Genomic DNA, 15533 nt, shown 5'->3' with positions numbered 1-15533 from the left:
ATCAATTGAAGACCTAGAATATTTATTACATCAACTCTTAAATGAAGGAGCGTTAATTATTAAATGGGGACGAAAACTCAAAAATAAAGGCGATACTATTATCACAATTTAAATGCACAAGAGCTTAATCGAATTTGAGTAACAATTAATACTTATACTAAGTTGCTTTCAAAAATAGTATTCCTACTCCCACCCCAGCTACTATCTTGGGCTGCAACTTAGTATCAGCACTTTCTCTACTGTCCGCGATGAGCCGGGTCTACACCAGCAAAAGTCAGAAAGTCAATCATCCGAAAGTCTTCTGGTCTGCCCGTTCTAGTAGGTAGAGTTGGCACCCAAGAAGGATTAACATTCAAATAAGATTTTGGATCTACCTGAAGCAAACCAATAATCACTTCACCGATAATGCGGCTACCCAGAGGGCCTAGACGTAGACCTCTTTCCATCAGTTCAGCTTCTTTGAGAATGTAGTACCAGAGTGGTGTGGAGGTATCGAAGCCTGGATAGATGTTTCGGAGTTCTGCTAAGTCATTCGGGCTGAGGACAGATACACCAATTGCACGGGCTAGAGTCTGACCAGACGGTAACTGCCAAGTTACGTGTCGGAGCAAGTTGCGCTGTAAGAGTGAAGTCGGCGGTGTCCCTTCTACGATCGCCTGGAGTGGTAAGTTAAACAATGCGCTAGAAATTTTCGTATCGATTAACTTGTTGCGCCTGATTTGAGTGTCATTAAAGTCAAAAAATGTCTGCCAGCCAATAAAACGCCTCGGCGCTCTAGCACGACCACGCAAATCACCAGGATCAGCTTTTCCTTCTTGGGAAGGGTCGAAAATAAAAGCAAAGAAGGGTTGGCCATTGTCACCTGCCAAGTTAGCCCGATAAGACGGACGCACCATGCTGTGACCAAAACGATAGCCCACTTGAAATTCAACCGGAATAAAGCCTCTACCTGGCAAGGGGGTGTAAAATCTCCGACCATTCCTTAAAATTTCGTTCACCCGATCCTGACCAATAATTTGGGGGAGAAATTCGTGCAGAATGATCCATTGATAATGCCAAGTGGTCAGCCTGCGAGCTTCGTTAAAAGCATTCACGTTGTTGATGGATGGACTCTGGGATCTCACCAAATCAACTGCATGGTTGTGAAAGAGGTGAAATGCACTCAGCATTCCTGTGAGAATTAAGTGCTGGTCGTTACGTGGGTCAACCACGAGGGCGCGGTTGTTTGCGTCGCGGGGTAAGTCTTCAAACAAACCGCCATTTTCCAGTCTTAGTTTGATTGGGTCTGTTGGGTCATAAAAAGTAGGTGATGCAAACGGCCCATCACCGTAAACTGTATCCAGGTCAAAAGCCGGAGTCCGACCATTTGGTGCAGATACTGGAGGTGTAACCCTACCCAGCCGAGATGACAAATCAAATGTGATGTCATGATCCATAAACTGGCCAAAGAATGTTGTGCCAGCTGTATGGTTAGGGTTGTTGGGGTTATTAACATTGAGAGCCGGATCGACAATCAAGGCTAGAGGCCCTGCGGCTAAATTGTCTTTGGCATCTAATATCCCGCCTGCTTTGCCCATTTCTAAAAGAGCCGCTCTGACAGCATCGGTTGGTGGCGCAAAAGAAGGCTGATTCCGAAACATCCGACCAAATCTGCTGGGCAGAATTGCATCATTTGTATCTGCCTGCGCTACTCTATTCAGCAAGATACCTACCATTATGCCAACAATCATAATGGCAGTAGCAACAATAGCTAACAATGAAAGTACTCTTTTTTTCGAGATGTTTTTATGTTTTAAACTTCTCGTTTTTCCCCCGTTCAAAGCTTTCATAATATTTCCTTAAACAAGGCATTAGGTGTTAGTAAACTTGGTAATAAGCCACGAAAAGACTATACATGAATTCTTTAGCCGAAAAAATCATGTAGGGCTTTGATTTTTGTGAATGTGGTTATTAAAAGTAGATAATTATTTGGGAAAATTTAAAGTTGTGTGCAAATGAGTTAAAAAGTAATAAAAATATTTAAGAAAAAAATTAACTTTTATTTTTGGTCTGAAATATAAAACACCTGCGGAATGCTGGGCAAATAATATAGGATAGCCAATACACAAGCAATTTGAATTGCACTTAAACCAAATAAAAAATGAAAATCTGGTTTGAGAAAGTCAATAAAAAACCGAAAAATTACGTAGGAAATTAAATAAAATTTAAACAAGTCACCATTGCGATATTGATAACGGCAGCGAAGATTTAATAAGAACAATAAACAAACGCAAAATAATATTTCATATAATTGTGTGGGATGACGCAAAATCCCATCACCAAAATCCACGCCCCAAGGTAAAGTGGTGGCAATGCCATAGGTGCGATCGCTCAACCCAGTCAAAAAGCAACCTATCCTGCCAATTGCTGTACCAATAATCAAAGGATAAGCAAAAACATCACCTGTTGATTGATGAACACCAATAATTTTTTTAGTGATTTCTACACCGATTAAGCCACCTAAAAGTGCGCCAACTACGGTTTTACCTTGTAACAGCAGTAAACCTAATTGCTGGGGATTTTGCCAAATTAAATCTAGATGTTGCACAGCGACTAACAATTTAGCACCAATTAAAGCCCCCAGCATACCGCCAACGATGACAGAACTGCGTTGACGAGGAGCGATCGCATCTTTGCGGACATTGCACAATAGTAAACGGAAAGCCACAGCATAAGCTAAAGATTCAAATAAAATATGCGGATGAATCCGTAATGAGCCTAACCAAAAATATACCGGGAAATTCATAGTTTGCCTGTGGAGACAAGGGAACAGTAGGAGAACAAAATTATGCCTTCCCCAAGCAGTATTGGGAAAGGCACAAGAAAAAAGCTGGAATTATCAGTGTTTAATTTCTAAATTGAGGATGTAGCATCCTAGTTGGACTTTTTCTGCCCACAATTCATACTCTAGGCGTAAGTGTTCGGGGAATTGTTTACCCGTGAGTGTTAATGTTTTTGTAAAATTTCGTAAGCGAATCGGATTATTCGGTTGTAAAGATTCCGCAGGCAACCAATAACGGCTAACACCGTATATTCCTTTTTCCCAGAAGTGGCGGTAACTTACTTGACCATTCCCTTGCATAGTCATAATCACCCGATATGGAGAAATTTCCAGCCACAAAACTCTGGGACTACTGGGAACGTAGGCAGTGTTTGTTCTGTGCGGCAAAATTTCCTCTGTATTCAGGGAAGTTTCCACTTCACAAGTAATGAGAGGCGGTGCAGTTAACAGTAAATGAAATCGTTCCGTATCTTTCTGATACAATGTTCCGGCAGTTTCAACCACTGACCAGAACGGCAGGTCAGTGGAAATTAGTGATAAGCACACAGGCTTGCGATGATAGGTCAGCATGGGAGCAGTATGGGCTAACAACTATTGAATAACAAGATGAAATTAATCCAGGGAGTCTAGCAGTCCAGAACCAGCAACTAAATAGTAAAACATGCTTAATCTTAACTGAATATGCTAATTTGGTAAGCTAAATATCTCAACATAAAAATAAGTTAAATCTCAATTGAAGTATTGAAAACAACATTTTTTCCGATCAAGGTAACTTTAAACACAGTGAATAAATACTTATAGTTTGATGAATGTTATATTTTGCAACAAATCATGAAAATCCTACAGTCGTTCTGACAACAGTAGATACACTGTTTGGAATGGATTCTATGGTCATTCAGTGAGATTTTTGCAATTATTTGTCAAGGCTAGGAGTAGGTAGGGGTGGGTTGAGTCAATGAATCTGTCAGTTGACGAAATTCTTCGTCAACTCGCCAGTGTAGGAGTAAGAAGTAGGAAAGAGCATTTTTTGGGTTTTGTATTGTTTTCAGAAATCAAATAGGAGTCTTAATAGTCAGGAAGGATTTCTCTAGCCACGGAAAGAAGGGATTTGGCAAACTAAAGATGCAATCATGACGGCAGTTGGACACAAACAGCAATTGCCAATCCGTAAGAGAGAATGCTGTTACTTTGCATTCAAAAAAACACAATACATAGTTTGAGTATCTCTTAAAAAGGTAAATTTTCTCAAAATAAACATTGAAATTTATGATGCAACTGTTTAAGTAAATTTAATATGACAAAATAACGATGGGATACTAGAGAAAAATTACTTACAGTAAAATTCAGCATCAAAAAACACTAGAAATAGAGTTGAGACTTGTGACCCTGTTATCTGTCATGAAACAAATTTGTAGTCAATAGATTTTGGTGTCACCTCAAAAATCACGCAATTTGCCTTATGTGTATGGAATTTGGGCGGGAAATCTGCGGCAATCTCGACATCGCAGAAACACGGGAATGGTTAGTGACTAATGGCATCGGTGGTTATGCTTCTGGAACGGTGGCAGGGTTATTGACTCGGCGGTATCACGGCTTACTCATTGCGGCTTTACACCCACCTTTAGGTCGTACTTTACTGTTAGCAAAACTAGATGAAACTGTATTGTATGGCGATCGCACTTATCCCTTACATACAAATCGCTGGGCAAATCAAACTGTTAGTCCCCAAGGTTATCGACACATTGAATCTTTTGCCTTGGAAGGGACAATTCCTCTATGGCGGTTGGCGGTGGCTGATGCTTTGCTAGAAAAGCGCATTTGGATGCAGTTAGGCACAAACACCACATATATCCAATACACTCTGCACCGTGCAACCCAACCTTTGCAACTCACCCTCAAAGCAATGGTCAACTACCGCGATTATCACAGCGACACCCACAGCAACGGTTGGCAAATGTCGGTGGAAGCAGTCGAACAAGGAATTTGTGTGGCGGCTGATCCCAGTGCGACACCATTTTATTTGTTGAGTGACAAAGCCAGTGCCACAACCGTTCACAACTGGTATTATGACTTTGATTTGGCAGTAGAGCGTTATCGCGGTTTAAACGACAAAGAAGATCATCTCCACGCTGCCACCTTCGCTGTAACTCTCCATCCTGGGGAAGCAGTGACTTTTGTTGCCAGCACTGAAAAACAAATTGATTTGTCTGGTGAAACGGCACTCAAATTACGCCGCACTCAAGAACAGAAACTATTGGGAATTTGGCAGAGTAATCGACCCATTACAGCACAGGAGTCTCCCGCCTGGATTAAACATTTGGTACTGGCGGCTGATCAGTTTATTGTTGACCGTTCTGTACCAGAAGAATCTCACGGCAAAACCATCATCGCTGGTTATCCCTGGTTTAGTGATTGGGGAAGGGACACCATGATTAGTTTACCTGGGTTGACAATTGCCACTGGTCGCCAAGAAGTAGCACGGGCAATTCTCCGCACTTTTGCCAAGTATGTCAATCAGGGAATGCTACCTAATCGCTTTCCTGATGTGGGCGAAGAACCAGAATACAATACAGTCGATGCGACACTGTGGTATTTTGAAGCTATTCGCGCCTACGACAATGCCACAAACGACGATCATTTACTAAGTGAACTGTTTCCCGTACTGGCAGATATTATTTATTGGCACTGTCGCGGGACACGCTATGGTATTCATCTTGATCCCACCGATGGTTTACTTTATGCAGGTGAAACAGGTACCCAACTTACTTGGATGGATGCCAAAGTCGGAGATTGGGTAGTCACACCCAGAATTGGCAAACCAGTAGAAGTCAATGCTTTGTGGTATAATGCTCTTCGCACAATGGCTAAATTTGCCCGTCAACTGGGTAAACCACATCAAGAATATGAAGCAATGGCAGACCGCGCCTTAGCAAGATTTTCTCGCTTTTGGAACGAAGCTTTGGGTTACTGCTATGACGTGATTGATAGTCCTGATGGTGATGATCAGGCGTTGCGTCCGAATCAAATTTTTGCTGTATCGTTACCAGAAAGCCCCCTCACCCCTGCCCAACAAAAGAGCGTGGTAGATGTTTGTGGCAGAATGTTGCTGACTTCTCATGGATTGCGATCGCTCTCACCAGAACATCCCCAATATCAGGGAATATACGGTGGTAATCAGTATCTGCGGGATGGTTCTTACCATCAGGGAACAGTTTGGGGGTGGTTGTTGGGGCCATTCGTCCTCGCCCATTTACGTGTTTACAAAAATCCACAACAGGCACGGCAATTTTTAGAACCGATGGCAAATCATCTCACAGCATCCGGTGTTGGCAGTCTCAGCGAAATTTTTGATGGTGATGCACCAATGACTCCACGTGGCTGTACTGCCCAGGCTTGGACGGTGGCGGAGGTTTTACGTGCTTGGTTGGCGACGGAGGGGTAGGGGATGTGGGAGACAAGGGAGACAAGGGGGACAAGAGGAGATTGGGAGTAACAGAATCAAGCTGTTTGCTGTTTTTGTTTGTATAATCAGATACAGAGAAAATGCTATAATGAATGAAGGCTGGAAGATTTGAGGAATCAATTCAGTAATTAGCGTTTCATCCCCCTTACACCCCACACCCGAATACCCCTAAAGAGAGATGAGCAATTTTCAACAATCGGGAAATCATAGCAGCGAAAATCAGCAATACGCTTCTTTGATCGAACAGCTTGATTTGATGATTCGGGCGCGGTATCCCTTACTGTATGTGATTTCTGTGGAAGAAGAACCTGTAGAAGAAGTGCTGTTGCAAGTTGCAGCGCGTTCTGCGCCCCAGCGACAGGTGTTATTTTGGGATATTGTGCGGGGTTGGAGTGATAATGGTGCAGATAAAGGTTCTGTGATGGCGGCTTTATTACGCATTGCCAAAGCTGACTCGCAAACAGCAGCAATGTTTGTGCTGCGGGATTTGCATCCGTTTGTGAAAAATCCTACCACCGAGAAGAATGCGCCGATTGTTAGAGAATTACGAAACTTAGCACGGGAGTTAAAGCGATCGCGTAAAACTATCATCACCACCAGTCATACTTTAGAACTTCCCGATGAATTACTGCAAGAGGTGACAGTTGTTGATTTTCCCTTACCCAGCGTCAGCGAAATCGATTATTTAATTACTCAGCTAGTCGTCCCAGATAAATTAAATATTGCTGGCTTGGCGCGTGAACAATTAATTAAAGCCTGTCAAGGTTTAAGCCGCACTCGCATTTCTAGGGTTTTGGCAAAAGCTTTAGCCGCTAAACAGCAGGTAAATGAGTCTGATATTGATGGCGTATTAGAAGAGAAAAAGCAAGCAATTCGCCAAACCGGCATTTTAGAGTTTTTCACACCCCAAGAATCACTCAAGCGTGTCGGGGGATTAGATCAACTCAAACAATGGGTATTGATGCGCCAAGATGCTTTTACAGAAGAAGCTAGACGCTACGGTATTCCTAATCCCAAGGGGATGTTATTGGTGGGGATACAGGGAACGGGTAAATCTCTTTCCGCGAAAACTATTGCCCATGAATGGCGTTTACCCCTACTGAGGTTAGATTCTGGACGTTTGTTTGGTGGAATTGTCGGTGAAAGTGAAAGCCGTGTCCGCCAAATGATTCAGATAACCGAAGCAATGGCCCCTTGTGTATTGTGGATTGATGAAATTGACAAAGCCTTTGGCAATATTACCAATGGGGTTGACGGTGATTCCGGGACATCGCGGCGGGTATTTGGCAGTTTAATTACATGGATGCAAGAAAAAACCAGCCCAGTTTTTATTGTCGCCACCGCCAATAACGTACAGATATTACCAGCCGAGTTGTTACGCAAAGGCAGATTTGATGAGATTTTCTTTTTAAATTTACCGACAGAAACAGAACGCCAAGAAATTTTTAAAGTGCATTTGCTAAGGTTACGTCCCAACCGCCTGCGAGAATTTAATTTAAATTCCTTGGCGAAGCAAACACAAAACTTCAGTGGTGCGGAAATTGAGCAAGTAATTATTGATGCTATGCACCAAGCATTTTCCACAAGAATAGAAGGGCAAAGACGAGACTTCAATACTGAAGATATTTTACAGGCAATAGCCCAGACTGTACCCTTAGCTGCGATCGCCCGTAACCAAATTGAAGCCTTAAAGCAATGGGCAGCAGAAGCCGGTGCTAGGGCAGCTTCCAACGATATTCAATTAGTGGAGGAATTAAAACAATACTCAAACCAAAAAGGCATCGGCCCATTAGAGGTTGATTAAAATAGAAAAACTCTGCGTTCTCTGTGTCTACCCTTCGGGAAGCCGCTTCGCGTCTAAGGCGGTTCGTTTTTTCATCCAAAATCCCAAATCTAAAATCCAAAATTGGAATTATGTCTCATTTCACAACCATCAAAGTACAAATCAAACGCGGTGAAATTCTCCATGAAGTTTTGCAAGAATTAGGTTATCAAGTTGAGTGCAATACTAACGTCCGGGGATATGAAGGAAATACTACTCAAGCCGAGTATGTAATTCGCCAACAAAACGGTTATGATTTGGGCTTTCGCCGCAATGGAGAGAATTACGAAATAGTAGCCGACTTTTGGGGCGCAGAAATTAATCAACCACAGTTTGTTAACTCCATCAGCCAAAAATATGCTCATAAAACCTTGATGGCAACAGTCCAAGAACAAGGTTTTAATGTTGAAGATGAAGAAGTATTAAAAGATGGCACTGTGCGGGTAGTAGTTGGGCGTTGGGTTTAATTATATTCGTGAGAATCAAGATACCCGACTTCTCGAAAAAGTCGAGTATCTGAACCTCTACCAAATTCATCCGCGTCCATCTGCGGTTAATTATTTTGGCTCTCCTAGACTAGCTATAGCAAATTAATACTTAATATCAGGTTAAATCCTTACATAGTCTGGGATTCAGGAGTAATAAAGTAAATTTTTATTAAATCATTGTTTTTATATTAGCGAAACCTTGTTATATCAATCATTTGAGCCATTTTTTAGTGTTAATTTATCAACCCAAGTCTGGGAGAGCCATTATTTTTCCTCTCGCTGACTGTATTGAAAACTGCTATATATTCATCACAAACATATGTCACACTTTACTAGCATCAAAACTCAAATTAAAAATCCAGACGCATTAATTAAAGCCTTGGCAGATGTTGGCTTTAAAAATGTTGAACATCACCAAGTAGCACAGCCATTATATGGTTATCAAGGTGATGTGCGTCCTGAAAGTGCAGAAGTGATTATTCGCAAACAATATATTGGTTCTTCAAGTAATGATATTGGCTTTAAGCGGCAAGAAAATGGTCAGTTTCAAGCAATTATTTCTGAGTACGATCGCAGAAAATATAATGAGTCTTGGTTAAATACATTGATGCAGCGTTATGGATATCACGCCTTAATGGCATCAGCCGAGGCGCAAGGGTTTACGATTGAAGCAGATGAAGTGATGGAAGATGGAACAGTTAGAGTTGTTGTGGCAAGATGGACATAATTAAGACTTTACTCTGATATAGCCTACCATCACCACATCATATTGCTGGAATTATTTTTCCTCGACACCAATACCAGTGTTCCCAAATTCAGATGATGTTACAGCTGGCTAATTTCTCTGCAAGTGCAGACAAGGTTCTGCAACCTGTCCAAAAGTCACCTAAACCCCAACCAATAAATGCACCACCACGGGGTAAATGTCCGACATTAGCGTTTAAATCAAATTGCAAATCGTTCCAATAACGCCAATTACCTTGAGAAAACCATCCCACACCTTTACCAAAGCGACACCAAGCTTCCCAATCAGGATTAGCTGTACCGCCAACTTTTTGCCAAATATAAGCTTGGACTGCAAAGCCAAAGCGTCCTTGACTAGATTTTTGCCAGAGAGTTTCAATGGTGTTTAAGTCTGCACAGGGAAATTTTTCAATGTCTGTTGGATCTAAACATCCTTGTTGTGTGCGATCGCAAATTTGCAGCATCATGGCGGCAGTTTCTTGATCTGCATCTTGCCATTTTCCCGCAGCCAGCAATTTTTGTAAATTACTGTAGTTTACGCCAACCGCAGAGATTAAGGCTGGTTCTGTGTCTAAAGAAGATTGTAATTTTGCTAATGCTTGTTGTCCCAGCAGTGATGATATTGTTAATTGCAGTTTTTCAGATTCAGGATTGATAATTTCAAATACCAGCCTGATTCCCGCCTCACCATATTTTAAAGCTTCCGCAACAGCTAGAGTTTGTTCTTCTACAGAGACAGCACTAGTCAAACGCCGTTTCACACCTGCAATACCGCCTAAAACCACTCCATTTTTTGGCGGTGGGATTTTTCCACCCAGAACTGCATCATATTCTCGCGGTTGATTGAAATTTTCTGACATTGCGGTTGTTATTTGGAGAAGGCTTGCACTCTATCAATACAGCCCCGGCTTACTGCTTCTCGTAAAATATCTGTGATACCCCGTCGTTTAAAGTAAAGTGCTGCATAGTTACGTTGTATCTGTGTACCGTTAAACAGGTAATGTCGGATTCTGTCTTTACCTTCATGAGTATCAACTAAGCCAAGTGTAAAGTCAATTAACTTGCAAGTGGCGCTATTGCGGTCATGTTCCAAATTATCCATCAGTATATCAATATCAGACACGCCACCAGCACGCGCCATCGCCACAAACGCATTATATCTATCAAGTTTATGGTTATATTCCTGTAGTATTTTCTGCACTACAGGTTCTGGTCGAGAAGCAAGTAGGGAATAAGCTGCACAGCGTACTTTCCATAATCTATCTTCTAACGCCGAGATTACCAGTTCTAAACCTGCTTCGCCATACTTGAGTGCTTCTTCTAGTGCTGCAATTTTTTGTTCAATGATTGGACTTGCCAAACGTCTTTTGACACCTTCTATTCCTCCTAAGACTACAGCACCAGGAGGAGCTTTTTCTTGACCACCAAGAACAACATCATAAACTCTGGGGCGATTATTATTTTCTGTCATCAGGTTTTTAGTATTGAGCTTACTACTTAGTATTCCCAATCACTGAGGTTAGGCGATCGCAATTTTCAATATTATCCCCTTCCCATCATTCAGACCGCAGAGAAAGCAGATGAGATGGGTTGGGGATGAGGTCAAAAAGCACTCATCGAACTCACGTTAACCTCTAGTTAGGTTTCGCTGCGGCGGTGGTTGGCTGCTTGTAACAGCAGAGACTCCGCAAAAGCGATCGCCTCTGTTGCAGATTTACCCCCGGCTAATTGCGCTAGTTCTTCCCGACGTGTATTGATGTTATCTAAATAAGTAACTCGGACAACAGTACGTTGTTCTGTGCTGCCGTTGTTAGCTTTTTTACCTTTGCCTTGTGTAATAATTTGCTTGTCCACCCGGAAATGACGGTCAGCCATCGCTGCTACTAAAGGTTGGTGCGTCACGCACAATACTTGATGGTGTTGACCGAGTTGGTATAATTTTTCCGCGATCGCTTGAGCAACTCTGCCAGAAACACCGACATCGATTTCATCAAACACCAATGTCTCGGCGGAGTCTGCTTGGGAAAAACAAGCTTTTAAGGCTAATAAAAAGCGGCTCATTTCCCCACCAGAAGCGATTTCGGTTAATGGTTGCAATGGTTCGCCAGGGTTGGGACTGAACACAAAGGTAATTTTATCTGCACCCGCCGCCGTGGGAACGATGGGTACTATTTCCACTTGGAATTGGACTTTTTCCATCGCTAATGGTTTGAGTTCTGCAATCAACCGCGACTCTAAATTATTCGCAGCTTGACGGCGCAATTTAGTTAATTTTTGACAAGCTTGGGTCAGTTTATCAAAACAAGTTTTTTCTTGCTGTTCTAAACTTTCAATCGATTGTTCACTATCGTTGAGTTCGGCTAATTCTTGTTGGATACGTTGATAATATGCGATCGCTTCTGTGAGTGTCGGCCCGTACTTGCGGCAAATTTGCTTTAATTCTCGGATTCTTTCTTCTACTTCTTCCAATCTTTGCGGGTCAGCTTCTAAACTATCCCCGTAGGCGTTAATTTGTCGTCCAACTTCCACAACTGCCGTTTGAGCATCTCTGACCAATTCTAATAATGATTGCAGTTGGCTATCATATTCCACCATATCGTTTAAGGTGGCTTCACTATCTCCGAGTAAGTCGGCTGCGGCTGGTGTATCACCGTCGTTTTGATACAAAGCTTGATAGATTTTGTAACTCATCTGTTGCAAGTCAACGACGTGATTTAAACGTTCCCGTTCTTGGGTGAGTTGTTCTAATTCTTGCGGTTCGCTGAGGTTAGCGGTGGATAACTCTTGTACTTGATAAGTCAGCAAGTCGAGTTGTTGTAAACGTTCCCGTTCGGATGTGCGGCGTTTTTCTAAGGCGAGATGGGCTTGTTGGTAAGCATGATAAGCTGTGGCAATGACTTGACGCTGCTGAATTAAAGCATCGCCACCATACACATCTAACCATTCCCGAACTTGGGCTGGTTGTCCGACTTGGACTGTTTGACCTTGGGCGGTAATTTCCACGAGGCGATCGCGCAATCCTACCATGATTTGCCGATTCACTAATACACCATTCACCCGCGATCGGCTACGGACATTACTACCTGTAGCAGTAATTTCTCTACTAATTACTACTGAGTGATCATCAATTAAATCTATTTCCTGTTCCGTTAACCAAGCGGCTAGGGCATGATGAGATTTAAAAGTTGCTTCTACCATTGCGCGGGTTGTTCCTGTGCGGATAACTCGACTGGAGACTTTACCACCCAAGGCTGCATCAATCGCATCTAAAATAATCGATTTTCCCGCGCCGGTTTCACCTGTCAAAACATTTAACCCAACGCCAAATTCTAGTTCCAGTTGGTCAATCAGGGCAAAGTTTTCAATTCGCAGACCAAGCAACATCAAGCTTCTCCCTCTTTAGTGCTGAGTGCTGAGTGTGCTATTGAAAAAAGAATCTTGAATAGGGAGTACGGTAAGCACTCACTGTCTTGACTCAGCACTTTCAACTCAGCACTTAAAATGGAACTAGTACGTTTTCAGTGTAGCAAACCTAGCCTTTGCCTCTGCTGGTGTAAATAAATATTTTGAGTCTTAGTAGCCACAGCTATATTATGCGGAAAATGCTAATTAAGCTGATCCCCAATTTTAGGGATGTGGACAGCTAAACATATTGTTACAATACTTAACATGTTTCATTCGACTGGTGGCTTTCTTCATGATGGTTAAGACACTTCCCCCGACCTCCCAAACGATTGAGGGTGAAATATATAAGACTGAAGTAGTATCAGACAATGGTACATCAGCTTTAGTTGTGCGATCGCCCAATCGGCTGATTCCCAGCGCCGAACCTGAAGCAGTGAAATATAACGCCGCAGAAATAGCGGAACATTATCAAAGCCGACCTCTACAGGTTTTACAACGAATTATTACTGTACTGCGTCCGACCTTGGCTTTTTTCTTCGGTTTGTGGTGGGACAGCAAACGCGGAATTGTCGTCAAAAATGACCGTCGTCGCGCTGTGCAGTTACGGGAATTGTTAACGCGATTGGGGCCTGCTTACATTAAAATTGGTCAAGCCTTATCTACCAGGCCAGATTTAGTTCCGCCGACATATTTAGAAGAATTAACCAGACTCCAAGACCAGTTACCACCGTTCCCTAATGAAATTGCTTACCAGTTTATTGAAGAAGAACTGGGCGCACCCCCAGAAGACATTTATGTAGAATTATCAGCACAGCCCATTGCTGCCGCTTCCTTGGGACAAGTTTATAAAGGTAAACTGAAAACAGGTGAAGAAGTTGCTGTCAAAGTGCAACGCCCGGATTTAAGAGAAAGAATTACGATTGATTTGTATATTTTGCGCCGCATTGCTGGTTGGGTACAAAGAAACGTCAAACGAGTGCGGAGTGATTTAGTCGGTATTTTAGATGAATTAGGCGATCGCATTTTTGAAGAAATGGATTATATCCATGAAGGTGAAAATGCCGAGCGTTTCTTTCAGTTATATGGTCATATTAAAGACATATACGTCCCGAAAATTTACTGGGAATATACCAATCGTCGCGTACTGACGATGGAATGGATTAACGGCACAAAATTAACCCAAACAGCCGAAATTGCTGCCCAAGGTATAGATGCACGTTATTTAATTGAAGTTGGTGTACAGTGTTCGCTGCGACAACTTTTAGAACATGGCTTTTTCCATGCTGACCCCCATCCAGGGAACTTGTTAGCCACACCCGATGGAAAATTGGCGTATCTCGACTTTGGGATGATGAGCGAGATTAAGCCGCCCCAGAGATATGGTTTAATTGAGGCGATCGTTCACGTAGTCAACCGTGATTTTGAAGGTTTAGCGCAAGATTACGTCAAACTAGACTTTTTAACACCAGACACAGACTTAACGCCAATTATCCCCGCATTTGCCAGAGTATTTGCTGATGCTCAAGGTGCGAGTGTCGCCGAACTCAACATTAAAAGCATCACTGATGAACTCTCAGCTTTGATGTATGAATATCCCTTCCGCGTTCCTCCCTACTACGCTTTAATTATTCGCTCTCTGGTCACATTAGAAGGAATTGCAATCTTTATTGATCCTAACTTCAAAGTTCTCAGCGAAGCTTATCCTTACGTTTCCAAACGCCTGTTAACTGACCCCGCACCACAACTGAGAACATCATTGCGAGATTTACTGTTTAAAGAAGGCAAATTCCGTTGGAATCGCTTAGAAAATCTGTTACGAAATGCCCGCAATAATGAAGATTACGACTTTAATTTAGTTTTAAATCAAGGTTTAGATTTTCTCTCTTCTGAACGAGGCGCATTTATTCGTGACAGATTAGTAGATGAATTTGTCAACGGAGTTAACGCTTTAGGAAAAAATGTGCTGCACAACTTCACCTATTTACTGCGCGAACAGGTAGGTTTAACAGCAGTCAACGAAACACCAGCCGCCACCGTTGAACAACAGCAGACCTTAGAGCATGTCAAAAACATCTTGAAAATTCTACAAGAAACCCGTGGTTTTGACCCTGTACGTATGGCTCCTCAGTTGGCTCAATTATTAGTCAATCCTGGGGTGCAGCGTTTAGGTCAACAAATCGGGACACGTTTAGTTCAAAAATCTTTAGCACATCTAATTCGGGAGTTATTAGCAGCAGAAGATATCGAACAAATTAGAACACCAAGACAAGGAGTTCAAGCTTAATCCACATTTTGCATTTGCACCCAGCGACTTCAGTTTTTGGGTGCAATATATTTGTATAGCAATCTAAATGATGGACAAGCATCTCCCTTGTCTCTTTTGTTCACATATCAAATAATACTGCTACACATTGTTTAATTGCAGTTGAATCGCTCCACCTTCGGGTTTTGATAGTGCTTTGAGTTCTTCCCAACTGTAATGACGGGGTAATTCAACGGGCTTGTGATCTGCGCCTAATCCCAAGCCAGTTGTTGGTTGAAGTTCTTCAATAAATTCCCCTGCGTATTCTGCTAATTTATTACCTGCAACACCACCAGTAATTGCTCCTGCAACACCACCAATCGCCGCACCTACCTTACCACCAATTGAGCGACCGATCGCAGCCCCGGCTACACCACCACCCACAGCACCTAAACCTGTAGCTAAGGGATGAGATGTGGTTTGTGAATCATTATGTGAAGATTGCTGTTGGGGTGTAATTTGTCGTTCTTCGTTTGTCATGATTTTTA

12 protein-coding genes are annotated in these 15533 nt (G+C 42.4%); 5 read left to right on the top strand and 7 right to left on the bottom strand.

What is annotated here, in order from left to right:
- Positions 1-236: 236 nt before the first annotated feature.
- The 3 genes from H6G75_RS18415 to H6G75_RS18405 form a co-directional block, all read right to left on the bottom strand.
- Positions 237-1829: a heme peroxidase family protein gene (locus tag H6G75_RS18415; RefSeq protein ID WP_190981455.1), complete on the bottom strand. Its 1593-nt coding sequence runs from the start codon at positions 1827-1829 to the stop codon at positions 237-239.
- A 209-nt stretch (positions 1830-2038) separates the two neighbouring features.
- A complete protein-coding gene (locus H6G75_RS18410) occupies positions 2039-2785 on the bottom strand; it encodes a prolipoprotein diacylglyceryl transferase (RefSeq protein ID WP_190981454.1) in 747 nt (248 codons plus the stop codon).
- Positions 2786-2878: 93 nt separating this feature from the next.
- Positions 2879-3391, bottom strand: a complete 513-nt coding sequence (locus H6G75_RS18405; RefSeq protein WP_190981453.1) for a hypothetical protein — start codon at positions 3389-3391, stop codon at positions 2879-2881.
- Between the two features lie 889 nt (positions 3392-4280).
- On the opposite strand from H6G75_RS18405, the gene H6G75_RS18400 reads away from it, so the two are divergent.
- The 4 genes from H6G75_RS18400 (at position 4281) to H6G75_RS18385 (ending at position 9321) form a co-directional block, all read left to right on the top strand.
- Positions 4281-6263, top strand: a complete 1983-nt coding sequence (locus tag H6G75_RS18400) for an amylo-alpha-1,6-glucosidase (protein ID WP_190981452.1) — start codon at positions 4281-4283, stop codon at positions 6261-6263.
- Between the two features lie 199 nt (positions 6264-6462).
- A complete protein-coding gene (locus H6G75_RS18395; protein WP_190981451.1) occupies positions 6463-8088 on the top strand; it encodes an AAA family ATPase in 1626 nt (541 codons plus the stop codon).
- A gap of 110 nt (positions 8089-8198) precedes the next feature.
- Positions 8199-8573 (top strand): DUF1257 domain-containing protein, encoded by a 375-nt coding sequence (locus H6G75_RS18390; RefSeq protein WP_190981450.1) that lies wholly within the window; start codon positions 8199-8201, stop codon positions 8571-8573.
- Between the two features lie 340 nt (positions 8574-8913).
- A complete protein-coding gene (locus H6G75_RS18385) occupies positions 8914-9321 on the top strand; it encodes a DUF1257 domain-containing protein (protein WP_190981449.1) in 408 nt (135 codons plus the stop codon).
- A gap of 88 nt (positions 9322-9409) precedes the next feature.
- Here the strand turns inward: H6G75_RS18385 and H6G75_RS18380 are convergent, their stop codons facing one another.
- The 3 genes from H6G75_RS18380 to recN form a co-directional block, all read right to left on the bottom strand.
- On the bottom strand, positions 9410-10198 hold the full coding sequence (locus H6G75_RS18380) for a GUN4 domain-containing protein (protein WP_190981448.1): 789 nt from the start codon (positions 10196-10198) through the stop codon (positions 9410-9412).
- An 8-nt stretch (positions 10199-10206) separates the two neighbouring features.
- Complete coding sequence (locus tag H6G75_RS18375) at positions 10207-10809, bottom strand: hypothetical protein (protein WP_190981447.1); 603 nt, start codon at positions 10807-10809, stop codon at positions 10207-10209.
- Between the two features lie 167 nt (positions 10810-10976).
- Positions 10977-12722 carry a DNA repair protein RecN gene (recN, locus tag H6G75_RS18370; protein ID WP_190981446.1) on the bottom strand — a complete coding sequence of 582 codons (1746 nt, stop codon included), beginning with the start codon at positions 12720-12722 and terminating at the stop codon, positions 10977-10979.
- Between the two features lie 313 nt (positions 12723-13035).
- Between recN and H6G75_RS18365 the strand changes: the two genes are divergently transcribed.
- Positions 13036-15027, top strand: coding sequence for an AarF/ABC1/UbiB kinase family protein (locus H6G75_RS18365; protein WP_190981445.1), 1992 nt, complete (start codon positions 13036-13038; stop codon positions 15025-15027).
- A 120-nt stretch (positions 15028-15147) separates the two neighbouring features.
- On the opposite strand, the gene H6G75_RS18360 is transcribed toward H6G75_RS18365, so the two are convergent.
- A complete protein-coding gene (locus H6G75_RS18360; RefSeq protein ID WP_190981444.1) occupies positions 15148-15525 on the bottom strand; it encodes a colicin V family bacteriocin in 378 nt (125 codons plus the stop codon).
- Positions 15526-15533 lie beyond the last annotated feature (8 nt).

The sequence above is a fragment of the Nostoc sp. FACHB-280 genome, from assembly GCF_014697615.1.
Taxonomy (GTDB): Bacteria; Cyanobacteriota; Cyanobacteriia; order Cyanobacteriales; family Nostocaceae; genus Nostoc_B.
The sequence above is the reverse complement of the archived record's forward strand: the minus strand, read 5'-3'. Positions and strand labels throughout refer to the sequence as shown.

Excerpts from the sequence above, each read along its gene's own strand:
- H6G75_RS18360 (WP_190981444.1), bottom strand. The coding sequence starts at position 15,525 with ATGACAAACGAAGAACGACAAATTACACCCCAACAGCAATCTTCACAT.
- H6G75_RS18400 (WP_190981452.1), top strand. The coding sequence starts at position 4,281 with ATGTGTATGGAATTTGGGCGGGAAATCTGCGGCAATCTCGACATCGCA.
- recN (WP_190981446.1), bottom strand. The coding sequence starts at position 12,722 with ATGTTGCTTGGTCTGCGAATTGAAAACTTTGCCCTGATTGACCAACTG.
- H6G75_RS18405 (WP_190981453.1), bottom strand. The coding sequence starts at position 3,391 with ATGCTGACCTATCATCGCAAGCCTGTGTGCTTATCACTAATTTCCACT.
- H6G75_RS18375 (WP_190981447.1), bottom strand. The coding sequence starts at position 10,809 with ATGACAGAAAATAATAATCGCCCCAGAGTTTATGATGTTGTTCTTGGT.
- H6G75_RS18385 (WP_190981449.1), top strand. The coding sequence starts at position 8,914 with ATGTCACACTTTACTAGCATCAAAACTCAAATTAAAAATCCAGACGCA.
- H6G75_RS18410 (WP_190981454.1), bottom strand. The coding sequence starts at position 2,785 with ATGAATTTCCCGGTATATTTTTGGTTAGGCTCATTACGGATTCATCCG.
- H6G75_RS18380 (WP_190981448.1), bottom strand. The coding sequence starts at position 10,198 with ATGTCAGAAAATTTCAATCAACCGCGAGAATATGATGCAGTTCTGGGT.
- H6G75_RS18395 (WP_190981451.1), top strand. The coding sequence starts at position 6,463 with ATGAGCAATTTTCAACAATCGGGAAATCATAGCAGCGAAAATCAGCAA.
- H6G75_RS18365 (WP_190981445.1), top strand. The coding sequence starts at position 13,036 with ATGATGGTTAAGACACTTCCCCCGACCTCCCAAACGATTGAGGGTGAA.
- H6G75_RS18415 (WP_190981455.1), bottom strand. The coding sequence starts at position 1,829 with ATGAAAGCTTTGAACGGGGGAAAAACGAGAAGTTTAAAACATAAAAAC.
- H6G75_RS18390 (WP_190981450.1), top strand. The coding sequence starts at position 8,199 with ATGTCTCATTTCACAACCATCAAAGTACAAATCAAACGCGGTGAAATT.